We start from the raw sequence: 16,930 nt of genomic DNA on the forward strand, positions 1-16,930 counted from the left end.
GTCCGGCCACCCCGTACCCGGTGCGTCGCCGGGAGGACGGAACGTGTCCGTCCCCCCCGGCGACTGAGGGCCTGGTCAGGCGGTCGAGCCGCCGAACTCCACCCAGTTGAGGTTGAACAGACCGGTCGTCGGCCCGCCGGCGACGGGCTTGAAGACCAGGTAGAGCTTGTGCGACCCGGCCGCCTGGCTGACCGGGACGGTCTGGCTGGCCCAGACGCTGGTGCCGGTGGTCGCGTTCAACGTCGCGCTGGTCACCAGCGCTCCGGTCGGCGAGTCGAGCCGCAACTCGACCACGCCGCGCGGCGTGCCCGCGGTGGCCGTCGAGCCACCGGCGTAGCGGAACGTCACCGAGCCGACCCCGCCAAGGTTGACCGGGTCGAACGCGATGTGGTCACCGGCGTCGATGCCGGCCACGTGCGAGCCGCCGCCGGCGTCGTTGGTGGTGACCACCGACACGCCCTGCTGCACCTGGGCGAACTCGGCCTGCTGCCGCCGGGTCTGCAGGACCACCTGGTCCAGGCCGGACAGAGCCGGCTGGCCGTTGGCGCCGAGGTCGGTGTAGGTGGCGCTGATCGCGCCGTACAGGTAGCCACCGGCGTGGTCGGCGCCGTCTGCCGGGCTCTCGAACGAGCCGGAGCAGCCGTTGGCGTCGCTCATGCCGTGCCCGTGGCTGTCGTGGCCGAGGACGAAGGACACCGTCACCCGGCTACAGTCGATCGGCCCGTCCTCGGGGTCGGTCACGGTGACCGTCCAGGGCACGGTGTCGCCCCAGTTGAAGAACGTCCCGGCCAGCGGCGCGGTGACCTTCACCGTGGGCGCGGTGTTGCCCACCGTGATCTCGCGGGTGAGCACCGCCGTCTTGCCGCTGGAGTCGGTGACGGTCAGCTTGGCGGTGTACACCCCGTTGCTGGTGTACGTGTACGACGCGTCCGGGGCGGTCGAGTCGGTCGTGCCGTCGCCGTCGAAGTCCCAGGCGATGGCGATGGACTCACCCGGGTCGGCGTCGTACGAGCCCGCGCTGGAGAACTGCACGGTCAGCGGCGCCTGGCCCGAGGTGGGCCCGACCTCCAGCTTCGCCACCGGCGCCCGCTTGCCCTTGACGTAGCGGATCACCGACAGCGCGGCGTCGGGGTTGGCGCGGAAGAAGCCGTCGCCGTACTCCAGCAGGTAGAGGCTGCCGTCCGGGCCGAACTCCATGTCCATCGGGTTGTCGAAGACGAAGCCCGGCAGGAACTGCTCCACCCCGAGCAGGCCACCGCTGCCGTTGGTGCGCATCATGAAGATCTTGTCCCGGCTGAACTCGCCGAACACGACCGCGTCGTCGTAGTACTCCGGGAACTTGCCGTCGGACGCCAGCTCCGCGTCGTAGTCGTAGATCGGTCCGCCCATCGGGCCGACGCCGCCGGTGCCGACCACCGGCCACTTGAAGTCGCAGGTGCCGGGCGGGGTGGACAGGTAGCCCTCGGCGCAGGTGGTGCGGCCGTCGAAGGTGTACCAGAACTGGGGCTGCTGCACCGGCGGAAGGACCCGCTGGCCCGTGTTGCGGGGCGAGTCGTTGACCGGCGCCGCGCAGTTGAACGCGCCCTTCGACTGCTTGGTGACGAAGTCGTAGTCGATGTAGGGCAGGGTCGGCGAGTAGCAGTACGGCCAGCCGAAGTTGCCGGCCTTGTTGGTGGCGAGCCAGCGGCCGGTGCCCTCCGGGCCGCGGGTCGGGCTCGGGGTACGCGAGTCCGGCGAATAGTCGCCGAGGTAGACCATGCCGCGGGAGTCCACGTCGAAGCGGAACGGGTTGCGCAGGCCCATCAGGAAGATCTCCGGGCGGGTCTTGTCGTCGCGGTCCGCCGACTCGGGGAAGAGGTTGCCGGCCGGGATGCTGTACGACCCGTCGGCCTTCACCTTGATCCGCAGCACCTTGCCCCGCAGGTCGTTGGTGTTGCCGGCGGAGCGCTGGGCGTCGTAGCCGGGGCCCTGGGTCGGCGACTCGTTGATCGGGCTGAAGCCGTCCGAGCCGCCGGCGTTGGTGTCGTCGCCGGTGACCAGGTAGAGCAGCCCCTTGCCGTCGAACTTGACCTCACCGGCGACGTGGCAGCAGACGCCGCGGTCCACGTCGACCCGCAGGATCTGCTGCTCGCTGGCCAGGTCCAGGTGCGGGGTCGGCTCCTCGACGAACTTGAACCGGGAGAGCTGGTTGTAGCCCTTGTAGGCGTCCCACACGCTCGGGTCGGTGCTGGTCACCGGCGCGTCCGTGGTGGGGGTGTTCAGTTTGGGCGCGTAGTAGACGTAGACCCACTTGTCGGTGGCGAAGTCCGGGCCCACGGTGACGGACTGCAGGCCGTCCTCGTCGTGCTGGTACACCGGGATGGTGGTGATCACCGGGCTGGCGCCGGTCTCCGGGTCGTACAGCCGGATCTCGCCGCTGCGGGTGTTGTGCAGCACCCGCCCGTCGGGCAGCACCGACAGCGTCATCGGCTCGCCGGGCTCGTCGTTGAGGATGACCTTCTCGTAGTTGGCGTTGATCGTCGCGCCGCAGTCGCCCTGCACCAGGCCGGCCGCCCACTGGATGGCGCCGAGCAGGTGCTTGCGGAACGCCCCGTTGCCGTACGAGCTCTCCGAGTGGCCGAGCCCGGTGTAGAACGACCGGCCGCCCTGGTACTCCTTGCACCAGGAGATCGGGTGGTCGTAGCCCATGCTGCCGCCGGTGAAGGACTTCTCGTCGACGGTGGCCAGCACGTGCGCGTTGCCCCGGACGTTGGTGGTGAAGTTGTACCACTCCTCGTCGAGGCTGAACTGGCGCGCCAGCGGCTTGCTCGCCGGGTGGGCCCGGTCGGCCACGTCGATGGTGGCGGCGCCGACCGACGACGCACCCGACACCTTGGTCCCGACCACGTCGCGGTAGAACGTCCAGTCCGGCTCGGTCTCGGCCGCGGCGTGCACGCCGACGTACCCGCCACCGCTGCGGATGTAGCGCTCGAAGGCCGCTTCCTGGCCGCTGTTGAGCACGTCACCGGTGGTGTTGAGGAAGATGACGGCGCCGTAGCTGGCGAGGTTGTCGTCGGAGAAGGCGGTCGAGTTCGCGGTGACGTCGACCGTGATGTCGTTGGCCTTGCCCAGGGTCCGGATCGCGTTGACGCCCTTGTCGATGGACGCCCGCCGCTCGCCGGCGGTCTTGGTGAACACCAGGACGCTGTTGTGCTCGTGCCCCTCGTGGGCCGCGGCCGGGGCCACCGCCGTGAGGGGCAGGACGAGGCCCAGCCCCGCTGCCAGGGCGAGCCATCGGTGTAACGGTCTTGCCATGTGATTCCTCCGTGGGGGGCTCGGAAGGTGCGCTGCCCCCTGGCGGGATGCCGCATCCGCCAGGGTGGTGGTGGGTGCTGCGACGGGCGGGGGCCGGGACGCCGCTGTCCCGGGTCGACCGACCGCCCGTCCGGCTGGTCGGCCGCACGCTGCGACGACCGATCACCCGGGCGCTGGCGTGACGGCGGCGCCCGGGGTACGGGATTGCGGGGAGGATGCCCGCGGGGGCCGGCGGCCCGCCTGCGGGTTCTGCGGCCCGTGCGGGCCGGTCGTGGTACGGATGGCGGCCGGCCGGCACCGCCGGTGTCCGCGGCGGCGGGTGCGCGTACGCGGGTGGTCCGGCGCCGCCCGCGGCGCGGGGCGGGTGCGCGGTCGCGTACCGGGACGCGACCGCGCCCGCCGGGGGCCGGCGCGGCCGGCCCCGGTGCCGTCAGTCGTTGCGGTAGATGGTCAGCTCGGACATGTTCTGGTAGCTGAGCCGGGCGAAGTCGAGCGACTGGCCCGGGGCGGCGGCGCCGCCGGGGGCGCTGTCCTGCTCCCAGTTGGCGTGGTGGAAGTCGGACTCGCCGATGGTCTGGAAGAACTGCTGGAAGTTGATGTCTCCCTCGCCGAGCGGCACCATCTCGTACCCGTTGGGCACCGTGGTGTTGCGGTTGCCGTCCTTGGCGTGGAAGAGCGGGAACCGCTTGGTGCGCCGGGCCACGTTCAGGATCGGGTCGAACAGGGCGGTCTTCTCCCGGCCGGCCGAGTTGACGTACTTGGTGTGCTTGTAGCGGGCCACGTAGGCCCAGTAGATGTCCAGCTCGAAGAAGACGTACTTCGGGTCGGTCTTGGCGAAGAAGTACTCGAGCCGGCGGATACCGGAGGAGCGGGTCGGCTTGTTGTTGGCGTCCAGCGGGCCGCTGTCCAGCAGGAACGAGTAGGCCGCGTCGTGGTTGTGGGTGTACAGCCGCATGCCACGTTCCTTGGCCTGCCGGCCGAGCTCGTTCCAGGTGTCCGCCGCGGCGTCCCAGTCGGACTGGTAGGAGCTGTTGGTCGGGTCGCTGCCGGTGCCGATGTTCTTCATGCCGAGTTCCTCGGCGATGTCGAGCTGCTGCTGGAAGGTCGCCGCGTTGATCGACGTGTGGGTCCCGTTGGCCACGAGGCCGTTGTCGTCGAGGATCTTCCGGATCTCGGTCGGGGTGATCTGCCGGCCGCCCAGGATCGAGGTGTGCTGGTTGTAGCCGGCGAACTCGATCTCCTTGTAGCCCATCGCGGCCAGGCTGGCGAGCACCCGCTCGAAGCCGTAGGGCACGCCGCTGTCGTCGGGGGCCGCCGAGATCCGGTCCCGGACGCTGTAGAGGATGATGCCCCGGTTGCGCTCCGGGATCAGCGGGTCGACCCGCCACTTGCCGTCCGCGCGGACCGGGGTGCCGGTCTGGAGCACGGGCAGGCCGGCCGCGCCGAGGGCGGCGGCGGCCCCGGCCGAGGCGGCGAGCAGCCGGCGACGGGTGAGCTGGGAGCGCTGCTGCGGATCGGTAGCCGTACGGCGATATGCCTCGTTCACGATCTTCCACCTTTCAAGGGCGGCCCGGGGGGCCACGGTGACGAACGAATCCTGTTGGGAGGGTGAGGGGCCTGCGCCGCCGATACGCACAGCCCGCCGATAACTGGCCGGTCAAGGGGGAATGTCAGCCGTGTTACGTCCGTGAATCGGACACTAACGCTGACCGACAGGGAAAGATAGGTCTCCAACGGAGAAACTTTCGTTCGTACGAACAAAAGTTGTCCAACAGGTAGGGGGAACGTCCGAACGGGTGCCCTGAGCAGGCCACCCGTCCCGGCGACCACGGGCCCGGGGGCAGATTCGGACGTGCGGGCAGCCGTGCCCCGGGCACAGGGAAGCCTCGGTGCGACGCCGACCGGTGCCGGGTCGGCGCCGCACCGAGGTGCCTGCGACGGGACTACGGCTGGCCGGCCAGCACCAGTTCCCGCAGCCGCTGGTCGAGTGCCGGGGCGTCCAGGCCGCCCGGCCAGCCGCGCAGCAGCGCGCCGCCCTTGGCCACCAGCACGACGGCCGGCGGCTCCCGCACCGCGTACGAGCGCCAGATCGTCTGCTGGTCGTCCAGGACGACCGGATACTCCACCCGGTGGGCGCGCAGGTAGTCCTGGACCTCGTCGGCCTGGTCCGCGCCGGCCACGCCGACGAAGACCACCCGGTCCCGATAGCTGCGGGCGAGGTCACTGAGGGCGGCCTGGCGGCTGGCGCAGGTGGTGCACCAGGAGCTGAAGAAGACGAGCACGACCGGACGCTGTGCCCACAGCTCGGCGGCGGCGAGCGGGGTGCCGTCGGTCAGCGCGCCGGTGAACGCCGGAGCGGCCGGGGCGGAGCCGGGCGCCGGGCGCAACGCCAGGTCGGCGGGGACCGGCCCGGGCAGCGTCGCCGCCCCGCCGGCGGGCGCCGGCGCGGGCTCGGGCGGGGGCGTGCCGCACCCGCCCAGCAGCGCCGCCGCCACCAGCAGCAGCGGCAGGAGCGCCCGCCTCATGCCGGGACCACCGCCACCAGCGCCGGGCCCTCGCTGCTGTCCGGCGTCAGGTCGAGCGCCGGCCGGCCGTCCACCTCCAGCCGGTAGGAGGCCCGCTGCGGCACCCGCACGGGGACGGCGAACTCGCAGTAGGTGGGCACCCGCTCGACCCCCAGGTCCTCGGCGAAGGCGGCCACCGCGGTGCCCGCCGGCAGCCGCCCGCTGGCCAGCGCCGCGCCGTCCGGGTCGAGCACGCGGAACGGCGCCCGATTGTGGAAGTGCAGGTACGGACCGGTGCCGGAGCAGTCCACGCCCGCGGCCCGGATGTTGATGTCGCGGACCAGGACCCGGACGGTCGTCGGGGAGACCGCCTCCTGGGCGGCGCCGACGGCGCCGCAGCCGGTCGCGCCGGCCAGCAGCAGGGGCAGCAGCGTCATGGTGCTTCGCCGCACGTCGTCCTCCTCCTCTCGCCCGCCTGCCGGGTCCGCGGCGGCTGGCCGCCGCGGACCCGGCAGGAACGGGGTCAACCTCGGGCGCCGGTCAGGACTTCTCGACCCGGCACTGCCTGGTCACCGTCTTCGTCGGGTCGCTCTCCGAGGTCGCGGTGAGCTTCACGAAACCGGTGTCCGCGGCGGCGGCGGTGGCACCCACCGACACCTTGACCGTGGTGGACTTGCCGAACTGCGCGGTGGCGAGCTGGTTGGGCAGCCAGGTCCGCCAGCCCTGGCCGGCCACCTCCGCCGACAGGCGGTAGACGTCCGACTTCAGGTACGCGCTGACGTTCTCCGGGTGCTGCTGCCCGCCGGCCGAGTACGAACCGGTGTTGGTCAGCTCGAACGAGCAGGTCACCCCGCGGTTGGTCGGCTTGCCGCCGCTGGTCACCTCGCCCTTGCCCAGCGTCACGCCGCGGCTGCTCGGCCCGCCGGTGCCGTCCAGCGAGCGCACCGCCACGGTGTAGGACAGCGAGCCGGCCGAGTCCCGCTTGAGGTCGACGATGTAGAAGTGCAGCCGGTTGGCCTCGTCGATGTACTCGTACTGGCTGCCGGTGTCCGCGCCGGCGTGGAACAGCGCGTCGGAGAGCTGCCGGTAGTCACCCATGGTGATCTTCTGCGGGGTGCCGTCGGGCCGGTAGAAGTCGATCATGTCGATGTCCTGCGGGTTGGCGTCCACCACCCACTGGAACGGCGCGCTGTCGGCGTTCTTCGTCTTGCTCAGCAGCACGCCGCTGTCCGGGGTGAAGGAGTCCGCGCCCATCCGGTCGACGACCTCGACGGTGTAGTTGTTGAAGTTGCCACCGTCGCACAGCGGGTCGGTGCTGACGCCGCACGTCGGCGACAGGTCCTTGTTCAGCGCGATGTTCACGCCGGTCAGACCCTTCGGGCCGGCGTCGACCGCCCGGGCGGTGACCTGCGCGACCACCAGGCCCGAGGAGGCCAGCGACTCCCGCGACAGCCGCAGCACGTGCTCCTCGCCGAGCAGGCCGATCTTGAGCTTGTCCCGCACCGTGTGCAGCGAGCCCATCGAGCCGCCGTTGGTCGGCGGGATCTGCCAGCGGGTGTGCGGACCGCCCGGGCCGTTGAACGACCCGCGCGACATCATGCTCCAGATCCCGGTGTACGCCCTGCGCAGCGGCTCGCCGTACGGGTTGTTGTAGTTGTCGCCGATGCCCAGCAAGTGGGTCAGCTCGTGGGCGTAGACGCCCATGCCGGAACTCTCCCCCTGCGTCGAGGAGCCGCCGCCGGCGTTCGGCCACAATGTCGCCGCCGCCTTCCACGAGGTCCAGTCCACGTAGCGGGTCTTCGCCCAGTTCGGCAGGTTGGGGTCCGGCGGGCCCCAGGCGTCCGGCACGTCCTCCTTGTTCTGGAAGATCATCTGCCCGAACTCCTGCCAGGTCGACGACTCGTCCTGGCCGGCGCTGAGGATGAACACCAGCTCGTACTGGTTGGCGACCTCATCGCCGACGGCCGCCCGCCAGGCGCCCAGGCCGTCGGTGCGGATGTTCTTGCCGCACACGTCCCCGCTCGGGCAGGCGCCGGGGTTGAAGCTGTTGTCCAGCCCGTACTGGTGGGACTTCGCCGGCATCTGGTACGGCCCGAACCCGGCGAGGTCGACGCCGTAACGGCCGTTGGAGTCCTGCATCCAGTACTCGTGCAGGGTGTGGCCCTTGTTGAGGGTGTTCGGGGTGTTCAGGAAGTCCTGGTAGAACTTCGGCACGTCCGCCCGGGGGATGTTGGTCGCGACGGACTGGGGGTTGCCGAAGACCGTCGAGCGGGCCCGCTGGGAGACCGCGAACGTCTGGTCGGGATAGTCGAGCGCCACCAGGGCGATCTTGAAGTTGCGGACCGAGCCCGACACGCTCGGGTCGGCCCAGTTCCTGCCGGGCACGGCCTTGTAGTCGTTCCAGGTCATCGTGTCCGGGTTCTGCCAGGCCTGCGGATCGAGGACCTGGAACGGCGCGGTGCCGCCGGCCGGGTTGGCCGGGGCCGCGGCGGCCTGCGCCGCCCCGGTCGCCACGAGCGTGGTCACCACGGCTGCGGCCAGCAGGGAACGCCTCAGTCGGGTTCGGTTGGGGGTAGCACGGTGCACGGAACCACCTCTCGTCGGAGGAACGCGGTGCCGACGTCCCGGTGGGGGTATCGCGGAACACCTGTCAGCAGGCCGCGCAGCGAATCTAGGAGGGCGGGACGGTGCCGGTCACCGTGCAGATGTCGGCAGGTGGGCCGGCGACTTCCGACACCTGAAGGACCGGCGCCCACCGGCGGATCAGCCAGCGGGGGCCCCGGAAGCCGGTTCGGCGGTCGCCGCGAGGGCCCGCAGCACGTCCCGGCGCACCCGGTCGGCGGCGGGCCCGGACAGGGGTCCGCGCGGTGGGCGGCACCGGCCGCCGAACCGCCCGGCGCACTCCATGGCGAGCTTGACGGCCTGCACGGACTCGGGCCGGGAGGCCCAGCCGAGGATCGGGTGCAGCTCGGCGTAGAGCGGCAGCGCCCGGCCCAGGTCGCGGGCGACGCACAGCTCGTACAGCCGCACGGCCTGGCGGGGCAGCGCGTTGGGCAGGGTGGCGACCCATCCCGTGGCGCCGCACAGCACCAGTTCGAGCACCACGTCGTCGGCGCCGACCAGCACGTCGACGTGCGGGCAGAGGTCCCGCAGGCGGTGCAGCCTGCGGACGTCGCCGGTGACCTCCTTGACCGCGACGATCCCGTCGATCTCGGCGACGGTCGCCAGCAGGTCCGGCGTGAGGTCCAGCCGGGAGTCGTAGGGTTCGTTGTGGGCGACCACCGGCAGTCCGACCGCCGCCACCTCCCGGTAGTGGGCGACCACGTCGGCGGCGCGGGCGGCGGGCCCGTCGGGTGGCGGCGCGAGCACGCCGTGGGCGCCGGCCTCGGCGGCCTGCTCCGCCCAGCGGCGGGCCTGCCGGCTGCCGTAGCCGCCGACGCCGGGCACCACCGCGCAGCCGGACGGCGCGGCCTGCACCGTCGCCCGCACCACGGCGGCCCGCTCGTCGTCGGAGAGGGCCCGGTACTCCCCCACCGATGCACACGGCGCGACCCCGTGGCACCCCTCGGCGGCGAGCCAGCGGACGTGTTCCTGGAGCTGGTCGAAGTCGACCGACAGGTCGGCGCGCAACGGCGTGGTGATGGCGACCAGCACGCCCCGCCAGGGCCTACCAGCTCCCACTCGGGTATCCCCTCTCCGCGCCGGCACCGCCCGTCAATCCACCCGCACTGTGCGCGGCGGCGCTGGTGCGGTCCGTACCGGAACCTTAGGAACGTCCGTCGCCACCGGTCTTCGGACAGATGCCGGAACAGTCGCGTTGCCGCCCGTCCTTTTGTCGCGACTTCGACAGTGGACCTTGCGCGATGACCCACCGGCACCGGAGGGTAAGGACTGGCGGTCGCGCGACCCCTGTCACGCGGCGCAACCAGGGGAGATACATGCACGGTGAGCTCCAGCGAATCGTCGACGCCGTCGCCGCCCGGGTGGGGCGACCCGCCCTCATCGAGGACCGGCGGCAGCGGGTGGTCGCCTACAGCGAGCACGACGGCCCGATGGACGACGTCCGCCGGATGTCGATCCTGCGCCGGCAGACGACGCCGGAGGTGATCGCCTGGTTCCGGGGCATGGGCGTGCTCACGGCACGCGCGCCGGTCCGCACCCCCGCGTGCGCCGAGCTGGACCTGCTGGCGAGGGTCTGCGTGCCGATCCGGCACGACGACCTGCTGCTCGGGTTCGTCTGGTTCATCGACGCGGACGGTTCGATGACCGACGCCGACATCGCCACCGCGACCGGCGCCTTCACCGACCTGTCGCTGGCCCTGTACCGGGAGAACCTGCTCGGTGAGCTGGCCTCGCAGCGGGAGACCGAGGCCACCCGTACCCTGCTGGTGGAGAGCCGGCAGGCGCGCGAGCACGCGGCGCGGGCGCTGCTGGAGGAGGGCGTGGTGGCCGCCGACGGGTCGACCGTCGCGCTCGTCGCCCAACTCGTGCCGGCCGGCGGACGGCAGCCCGACGAGGTGGCCCGGATCGCCCTGGAACAGGCCCTGGTCACCACCCGCCGGTGGATCGGGGTACGGGAGACGCTGCACCTGGTCTGGCACGACCACGGGGTGCTGCTGGTCTGCGGCGACCGGGTCGCCGGCCGGCCCTCGCCGGAGGCGTCCGCCGGCCACCTGGACGAGGCGCTGGGCACCGCGACCCGGGGCCTGGCCTCGGTGGACCGGACCGTGACCGGGATCGGCCAGCCCCGCGCCGGGCTGTCCAGCGCGGTCGAATCCTACCAGGAGGCCGCGCAGGCGGCCCGGGTCGGCACGCAACTGCCCGCGCTGGGCCGGGTGGTCTCCTGGGCCGGCCTGGGCATCTACCGGGTGCTGTCCCAACTGGACAGCCAGCACCTCGACGTCGCGGGCGTCCATCCCGGGCTTGAGCGGCTACTGCGCGACGACGCCCACCAGGTGCTGCTGGAGACCCTGGAGGCGTACCTCGACCTGGCGGGCAACGCGCACGCGACCGCCGAGAAGCTCCGGCTGCACCGGACCACCCTCTACTACCGGCTGCAACGGGTGGAGCAGCTCGCCGGGACCGACCTCAAGGACGGCAACGAACGGCTGTGCCTGCACCTGGCCATGAAGCTCGGTCGGCTCACCGGCCACTACCGCCCGGCGTGACGCCGTCGGCCCGCCCGCGCCCACCCACCGCGGCGGCTGTCCGCAGTGGCAGCACGGGCGCGCCGATTGACATGAGATAGACGTACTGCTATCTGTTAATAGAGTTGCCTAATTGTCGCGGGCTCTCGACAACCACCCGAAAAAGGCCCGGCCGACGCCGCATTCACGCATTCCTGCCCTGACCGTGGCCCAGGCCGCCGACGACCGCACCCCCCGGATCATCGGGGCCGACCGGGGCTGACCCGACACGCGCCGCCGGCACCGCCCGTCCCCCACCCTAGGAGTGCCATGCCCGCCAAGAGGACAGCCGCCTACCTCGCCGTGGCCCTGTTGATCCCCACCGCGGCGGTCGGCTACGGCCTGCCGTCGGCCAGCGCCGCGACCGCCGGGCCGATCACCGGCCTGGGCGGCAAGTGCGTCGACGTCGCCGCCGCCAGCTCCGCCAACGGCACCGCCGTCCAGCTCTACACCTGCAACAACACCGCCGCCCAGGTCTGGACCGTCGGCAACGCCGACGGCTCGATCCGCGCGCTCGGCAAGTGCCTCGACGTCACCGCGGCGTCGACCGCCGACGGCGCCAAGATCCAGCTGTACGACTGCAACGGCACCGGCGCCCAGCGGTGGAGCGCGGCCGACGGCGCCCTCGTCAACGCCGGCTCGGGCAAGTGCCTGGACGTCACGGACCGGAGCACGGCCGACGGCACCCGGTTGCAGATCTGGACCTGCGCCGGCAGCGCGAACCAGCGGTGGACGGTGCCCGGCGGGGGCACCACCCCCAGCCCGTCCGCCCCCGCCGGGGTGAACCTCGACAACCCGGCGAAGAAGGACGTGGCCATGCAGATCGTGTCCGCCGCGGAGAACTCGTCGCTGAACTGGCGGGCCCAGTTCTCCTACATCGAGGACATCGGCGACGGGCGGGGCTACACCGCCGGCATCATCGGCTTCTGCTCCGGCACCGGCGACATGCTGGAGTTGGTCGAGGCGTACACGGCCAGCAAGCCGGGCAACGTGCTGGCCCCGTACCTGCCGGCCCTGCGCAGCGTCAACGGCACCGACTCGCACGCGGGCCTCGACCCGAACTACCCCCGCGACTGGCGGACGGCCGCCGTCGACGGTGCGTTCCAGGCCGCCCAGGAGTCCGAGCGGGACCGGGTGTACTTCAACCCGTCGGTGCGCGACGGCAAGGCCGACGGGGTGCGGGCGCTCGGCCAGTTCGCCTACTACGACGCGGCGGTGATGCACGGCTACGAGGGCATGCGGGCGATCCGCAGCCGCGCCCTCGCCCGGGCGAAGCCGCCGGCCCAGGGCGGCGACGAGCGGACCTGGCTCAACGCCTTCCTCGACGAGCGGGTCGCCGAGATGAAGAAGGAGGAGGCCCACTCCGACACGTCCCGGGTCGACACCGCCCAGCGGGTGTTCCTCAACAACGGCAACTTCGACCTGAACACGCCGCTGGTCTTCGCCGTCTACGGCGACCAGTACCGGATCGGGTAGCCCGGCAGCCGTGGGGGCGCGAACGGTCTCAGTCGGTCGGCATCGGCGCCGGCAGGGCGCTGCGCATCCGGTCCGGGTCCCAGTAGGAGTCGTCCGGGGCCGGCAGGCGCGTGCTGACCGTTCCGACGTCGCCGGTGGGCGTGGGGACCGGGGGCTGCCCCGCCGGCCCGGACCGGCGGGCCGTCACCACCCCGGCCACCACGACGGCGACCAGCACGAGCGCGACCGCCGCCCCCACGGCCACCACCCAGCCGTTCCTCATCTTCCGCTCCTTCTCGCCGGCTCCGGCGCTTCGACCGTCCCGGTCGCCGGCCGGGCGGCTGGAGCACCACCCCGGTGGGACGCGCGCGGGCCCCGACCGGATCCCACGGATCACGGTCGGGGTCGGCGGTTCACCCTGTCGGGTGACTCAGGTGCGGTTCGCCACCGAGTTGAAGGCGTCCATCACCGCGGTGTCGAAGTACGAGCTCCGGTTCACCCCGTTGCCGTCCAACGTGCTCATGATGCCGTTGACGTAGCCGTACGCGTCGTTGTACAGCCGCAGCCAGACCGATCCGCTGGAGCCACCGGTGAAGCCACAGCCGAGGGCGATCTTGTTCTCCTGGAACGGCCAGATGCCGGGCCGGTAGGTCGTGCCCTGGCAGTACTGCTGCCAGCCGCCGTCGTACGGGGGCGCCGCCGGGTAGGCGAGAATGGTCACGGCCTGGTCGTAGCTGTAATTGACCGAGAGCCCGTTTCCGCCGAGCACATCGACGGGCCGCTGGCCAGAGCCGTTCGGCCACACCGTGATGTAGGAGACGTCACGATCGAGGTTGCTGTCGTTGATCCACGCATTGAACGTCGTCAGATACTTGGCCGACCAGCGGCCGTACGGTTCGGCACCGTAGTTGTACAGCGGGACGAATACCCAGTTCTGCATCCACTGGCCGCCACGGCCGCCGTGCACGCAGTGCCCGGCGCTCATGACGAGCAGCTTGGAGCCGCTGTTCACGGTGCCCGCCGAGCAGACGTAGTTCTTCCCGTCGGCCGGGTTGTAGAAGAAGACCTTGCCGACCGTGGCGGAGGCGGCGACGTTGGCGGCCATGGAACCGCCAGCGGCGGGGACGCGACTGGTCGCGGCCTTGACGCTCGGCGCGGCGGGCGGCGTGGACTGGGCCGCGCCGGTCGGGCGCAGGCTCTCACCGGAGCTGGCGGGGGCCTTCTTGACCAGCGTGTCCGCCGAGATCGCGGTGCGCATCCGCTCGGCGGTCCAGTAGTTGCTGGCCTGCTCGGCGGCCGTCAGGCCACTGCGGGCGGTGGTGGAGGTGGTCGCCGGCGCAGTGCTGACCGACGCCCCGGCGGTGGCGGCGGGCGCCGGGGCCGCCTGCGCGGTGCCGGTGCCGACCAGGGCCATTCCCGCAGCGAGCGCCACGGTCGCGGCGACCCGGGTCGCGCGCCGGATGTCCGGATAGTGCATTCGTTTCCCTCCCGGTGGTGGAATTGGCGCTTGTGGAAGCGCTGGCGACAGCATGGCCAGCCGGGAAGCATGAACGGAAGCGGATCGAGGCGTTAATTGTGTCGCTGACAGTGTGTCGGCGTCATGACTCAGGGCAATAGCGTCGACGCTGGCGGTGATAGAAATTGGTATCCACTTCCGAACCAGCGTCGAATACGTGGGGAGAACGCCGATGGGTCGGCTCACCCGTCCGTTCGTGCCAGCGGGTCCCCTGACCGATTTCTACGAGCGGCTGCACGACCTGCACGTCGCGGCCGGGCAACCGAGCGTGCGCCGGTTGCAGCGGCTGACCCGCACCGGGCGGTGGCCCACGGGAATCAACCCCACGTCCATCCACGCCGCCTTCGTCCGCCCGCGCCTCGCCCGCTGGGAGGTGGTACGCGAGATCGTCCGGGCGCTCGGCGGCGACGTCGACGAGTTCACCGGCCTGTGGTGCCGGGCCCACCGCTGCCAGGCCCGCGACGACGTCGGGCCGGTGGACCCGGCGCCGCAGGACCGGGCGTGGGCACCGGCGGCGCACGTCCCCGTGCCCCGGGAACTACCCCCGGACGTTCTGCCGTTCACCGGGCGCGGCCTGCTCCGCGGCGCCCTGGACGCGCTGCTGGCCGAGGCGGCGAACCGGGCGGCGATGATGACCGTGCTGCTCACCGGGGCGGCCGGGATCGGCAAGACGGCGCTGGCCGTGCACTGGGCGCACCGGGTGGCCGGGTGTTTCCCCGACGGCCAGCTCTACGTGGACCTGCGAGGCGACGGCTCGGGTCAGCCGCCGTCGCCGACGGAGGTGCTCGCCGCCTTCCTCAACGCCCTCGGCGTCGCCAGCACCGAACTGCCCGGCACCGCCGCCGCGCTGGCCGCCTGCTACCGGACCCGGATGTCCGGCCGCCGGACGCTGGTGCTGCTCGACAACGCGTCCTCGGTCGAACAGGTCCGTCCCCTGCTGCCCGGGTCACCGGGCTGCCTGGTCCTGGTGACCAGCCGGGAGAACCTGGCCGAGCTGGTGGTCCGGCACGGCGCGCGGCGGCTGGAGCTGGGGCCGCTGAGCACCGAGGCGGCCGTCGAACTGTTGCGCGGACTGCTGGGCGACCGGGTCGACGCGGAGCCCGAGGCCGTGTACGACCTCGTCCGGCGCTGCGCGGCTCGCCCGCTGGCCCTGCGCGCCGCCGCGGAGCGGGCGGCGGCCCGCGGCACGCTCGTGCTGGCCGCCACGGACCGGACGGCCGCCGAACCGGCGTGGGGTGGCGCCGGGGCGGAGCGGGGCCGGCCGCCGCGCCTGCGCGGGCCGACCGACCCGGCCCGGTCGACCGGGGTCACGGCGCCGGCCCTGTTGTCCCGGGTGCGCCCGCCCGGCGCCGGTCCCCCGGCGCGACGACCGGAACAGGCCCAGCTCAGCGCCGGCTGAGCAGGGAGGTGACCCGCATCCGCTCGCTGTGGATCCACACGTCGGAGTATTCGATCGGCCGGCCGTCGTCGAGGTAGGTGATCTGTTCCAGGTACAGCAGCGGGAATGCCTCGGGCACCCCGAGGGCCTCGGCGACCCGCCCGGAGGCGGCGGTCGCGGTGAACGTGCGCCGGCCGGTGCTGATCTTCAGCCCGTAGTCGTTCTCCAGCAGGCCGAACAGCGACCGGTCGGCCAGGTCGTCCCGGTCGAGGCCGGGGGCCAGGTCGATGCGTACGTAGTTGACCAGCCAGGCCACCGGCCCGGCGGTGCTCGACCGGAGCCGTTCCAGGCGGAGCACCGACTGGCCGGGGCGCAGGTCGAGCAGGGCCGCCACGGGCGACGGGGCGGCCATCACCTCGTGGGAGAGCACCTGGGTGGTGACGGTGACGCCCTGCCGGGCGAAGTCCTCCGACAGCGTGGTGAGCTTCTGGGCGATGGACGGCTCGATGGCGGTGGAGGTGACGAAGGTGCCGCGCCCGCGGACCTGCACGAGCAGGCCGTCGCGGATCAGCGTGGCCAGCGCCCGGCGCAGGGTGCCCCGGGAGATGCCCAGGTCGACGGCCAGCTCCGGCTCGCTGCGCAGCCGGTAGTGCGGCGGCCATTCGCCGGACAGGATCCGGGCCCTGATCTGCTCGGACACCTGCGCGTGCAGCGGCGCGGGCGCGGCGCGGTCGAGCTGCTCACTCGCCCCGGCGGGGCTTGACTGGTCGGACATGACGCCTTCCCGTGGCGGCCCGTCGCCCCTCGACCCCGGTGGTGGTACGGACCACCGGTGCGGTGTCGAGGGGCGACGGACGGTCAGTAGCTCGTGGTGTGCTCGTTGACTTCGTCGGTGACGATAGCCACCCCGGCGCTGGTGCCCAGCAGCACCGCCCCCGCGCGCAGCAGGGACACGGCCTGGTCGAAGGACTTGATCCCGCCGGAGGCCTTGACCTGCACGCCCTGCGGCGCGCGGGCCACCAGCCAGGCGACGCTGTCGGGGTTGGCCACCTCGACCGCGCCGCTGCTGGCGTTCTTGAGGAACGCGGCGCCGGCCTCGATGGACAGCTCGACGGCGGCCTCGCGCTCGGCCGGGGTGAGCAGCGGCAGTTCGAGCATCACCTTGACCGGTACGCCGGAGGCGACCACGCCGGCGATGTCGGCGCGGAACGCGTCGTACCGGCCGCTCTTGAGCCAGCCGATCTGCACGCCGATGTCGATCTGCGTGGCGCCGGCCCGGACCAGGCTCTCGGCCTCGGCGGCCTTTCCGGCGCTGGTGGTCACGCCCACGGTGGGGAAGTCCAGCGCGGAGGCGACCTCGGCGTCGGTGCCGCGCAGTACCTCGGCGACCTCGGCGACCCAGGAGCCGGGCACCATGGCGGCGTTGAAGCCGTACCGGAGGGTCTCCTCGGCGTGGGCGACGATCTGGTCGCGGGTGACGCCGACGTCGATCAGGGTGTGTTGGATGTAGGGCGCCAACGCCGCGGAGGTGATCTCGGTGTCGGTCAGGATGGCAGTGCTCACGTTCTTCTCCAATGTCGGTACGACGTGGCGGGTG

At 72.2% G+C, this 16,930-nt stretch carries 13 protein-coding genes; 3 read left to right on the plus strand and 10 right to left on the minus strand.

Translation table 11 applies throughout. The annotated features are described in order from the left end of the window. Positions 1-75: 75 nt before the first annotated feature. The 6 genes from C5N14_RS08200 to C5N14_RS08225 form a co-directional block, all read right to left on the minus strand. A complete protein-coding gene (locus C5N14_RS08200; protein ID WP_117667153.1) occupies positions 76-3,294 on the minus strand; it encodes a ThuA domain-containing protein in 3,219 nt (1,072 codons plus the stop codon). 430 nt (positions 3,295-3,724) lie between these two features. Then, on the minus strand, positions 3,725-4,840 hold the full coding sequence (locus C5N14_RS08205) for a sugar phosphate isomerase/epimerase (RefSeq protein WP_117667155.1): 1,116 nt from the start codon (positions 4,838-4,840) through the stop codon (positions 3,725-3,727). A 397-nt stretch (positions 4,841-5,237) separates the two neighbouring features. Then, entirely contained in the window at positions 5,238-5,819 is a 582-nt protein-coding gene (locus C5N14_RS08210; RefSeq protein WP_117667157.1) for a TlpA disulfide reductase family protein, read from the minus strand. Then, entirely contained in the window at positions 5,816-6,250 is a 435-nt protein-coding gene (locus C5N14_RS08215; protein WP_128763539.1) for a hypothetical protein, read from the minus strand. The genes C5N14_RS08210 and C5N14_RS08215 overlap by 4 nt, the downstream gene beginning before the upstream one ends. Before the next feature lie 88 nt (positions 6,251-6,338). Continuing rightward, positions 6,339-8,384, minus strand: a complete 2,046-nt coding sequence (locus C5N14_RS08220) for a M6 family metalloprotease domain-containing protein (protein ID WP_243639307.1) — start codon at positions 8,382-8,384, stop codon at positions 6,339-6,341. A gap of 177 nt (positions 8,385-8,561) precedes the next feature. After that, a complete protein-coding gene (locus C5N14_RS08225) occupies positions 8,562-9,479 on the minus strand; it encodes a dihydrodipicolinate synthase family protein (protein ID WP_117667161.1) in 918 nt (305 codons plus the stop codon). Positions 9,480-9,736: 257 nt separating this feature from the next. Between C5N14_RS08225 and C5N14_RS08230 the strand changes: the two genes are divergently transcribed. Together C5N14_RS08230 and C5N14_RS33940 are read left to right on the plus strand one after the other, a co-directional pair. Continuing rightward, positions 9,737-10,966: a CdaR family transcriptional regulator gene (locus tag C5N14_RS08230; protein ID WP_117667163.1), complete on the plus strand. Its 1,230-nt coding sequence runs from the start codon at positions 9,737-9,739 to the stop codon at positions 10,964-10,966. Between the two features lie 288 nt (positions 10,967-11,254). Next, positions 11,255-12,460, plus strand: coding sequence for a chitosanase (locus C5N14_RS33940; RefSeq protein ID WP_117667165.1), 1,206 nt, complete (start codon positions 11,255-11,257; stop codon positions 12,458-12,460). A gap of 28 nt (positions 12,461-12,488) precedes the next feature. On the opposite strand, the gene C5N14_RS08240 is transcribed toward C5N14_RS33940, so the two are convergent. Together C5N14_RS08240 and C5N14_RS08245 are read right to left on the minus strand one after the other, a co-directional pair. Further along, positions 12,489-12,722: a hypothetical protein gene (locus tag C5N14_RS08240; RefSeq protein ID WP_117667167.1), complete on the minus strand. Its 234-nt coding sequence runs from the start codon at positions 12,720-12,722 to the stop codon at positions 12,489-12,491. A 147-nt stretch (positions 12,723-12,869) separates the two neighbouring features. Then, positions 12,870-13,916, minus strand: coding sequence for a serine protease (locus C5N14_RS08245; protein WP_117667169.1), 1,047 nt, complete (start codon positions 13,914-13,916; stop codon positions 12,870-12,872). A gap of 235 nt (positions 13,917-14,151) precedes the next feature. On the opposite strand from C5N14_RS08245, the gene C5N14_RS08250 reads away from it, so the two are divergent. Continuing rightward, positions 14,152-15,354, plus strand: coding sequence for an NB-ARC domain-containing protein (locus C5N14_RS08250; protein ID WP_207892651.1), 1,203 nt, complete (start codon positions 14,152-14,154; stop codon positions 15,352-15,354). Here the strand turns inward: C5N14_RS08250 and C5N14_RS08255 are convergent. Continuing rightward, a complete protein-coding gene (locus tag C5N14_RS08255; protein ID WP_117667173.1) occupies positions 15,341-16,108 on the minus strand; it encodes a GntR family transcriptional regulator in 768 nt (255 codons plus the stop codon). The genes C5N14_RS08250 and C5N14_RS08255 overlap by 14 nt on opposite strands. Positions 16,109-16,191: 83 nt before the next feature. Continuing rightward, entirely contained in the window at positions 16,192-16,896 is a 705-nt protein-coding gene (deoC, locus tag C5N14_RS08260; protein ID WP_243639309.1) for a deoxyribose-phosphate aldolase, read from the minus strand. Between the last annotated feature and the right edge of the window lie 34 nt (positions 16,897-16,930).

Source organism: Micromonospora sp. MW-13 (assembly GCF_003434305.1).
Classification (GTDB): domain Bacteria; phylum Actinomycetota; class Actinomycetes; order Mycobacteriales; family Micromonosporaceae; genus Micromonospora.

Coding starts and splice junctions, on each gene's coding strand:
- C5N14_RS33940 (WP_117667165.1), top strand. CDS start 11,255: ATGCCCGCCAAGAGGACAGCCGCCTACCTCGCCGTGGCCCTGTTGATC.
- C5N14_RS08230 (WP_117667163.1), top strand. CDS start 9,737: ATGCACGGTGAGCTCCAGCGAATCGTCGACGCCGTCGCCGCCCGGGTG.
- C5N14_RS08210 (WP_117667157.1), bottom strand. CDS start 5,819: ATGAGGCGGGCGCTCCTGCCGCTGCTGCTGGTGGCGGCGGCGCTGCTG.
- C5N14_RS08245 (WP_117667169.1), bottom strand. CDS start 13,916: ATGCACTATCCGGACATCCGGCGCGCGACCCGGGTCGCCGCGACCGTG.
- C5N14_RS08240 (WP_117667167.1), bottom strand. CDS start 12,722: ATGAGGAACGGCTGGGTGGTGGCCGTGGGGGCGGCGGTCGCGCTCGTG.
- C5N14_RS08255 (WP_117667173.1), bottom strand. CDS start 16,108: ATGTCCGACCAGTCAAGCCCCGCCGGGGCGAGTGAGCAGCTCGACCGC.
- C5N14_RS08200 (WP_117667153.1), bottom strand. CDS start 3,294: ATGGCAAGACCGTTACACCGATGGCTCGCCCTGGCAGCGGGGCTGGGC.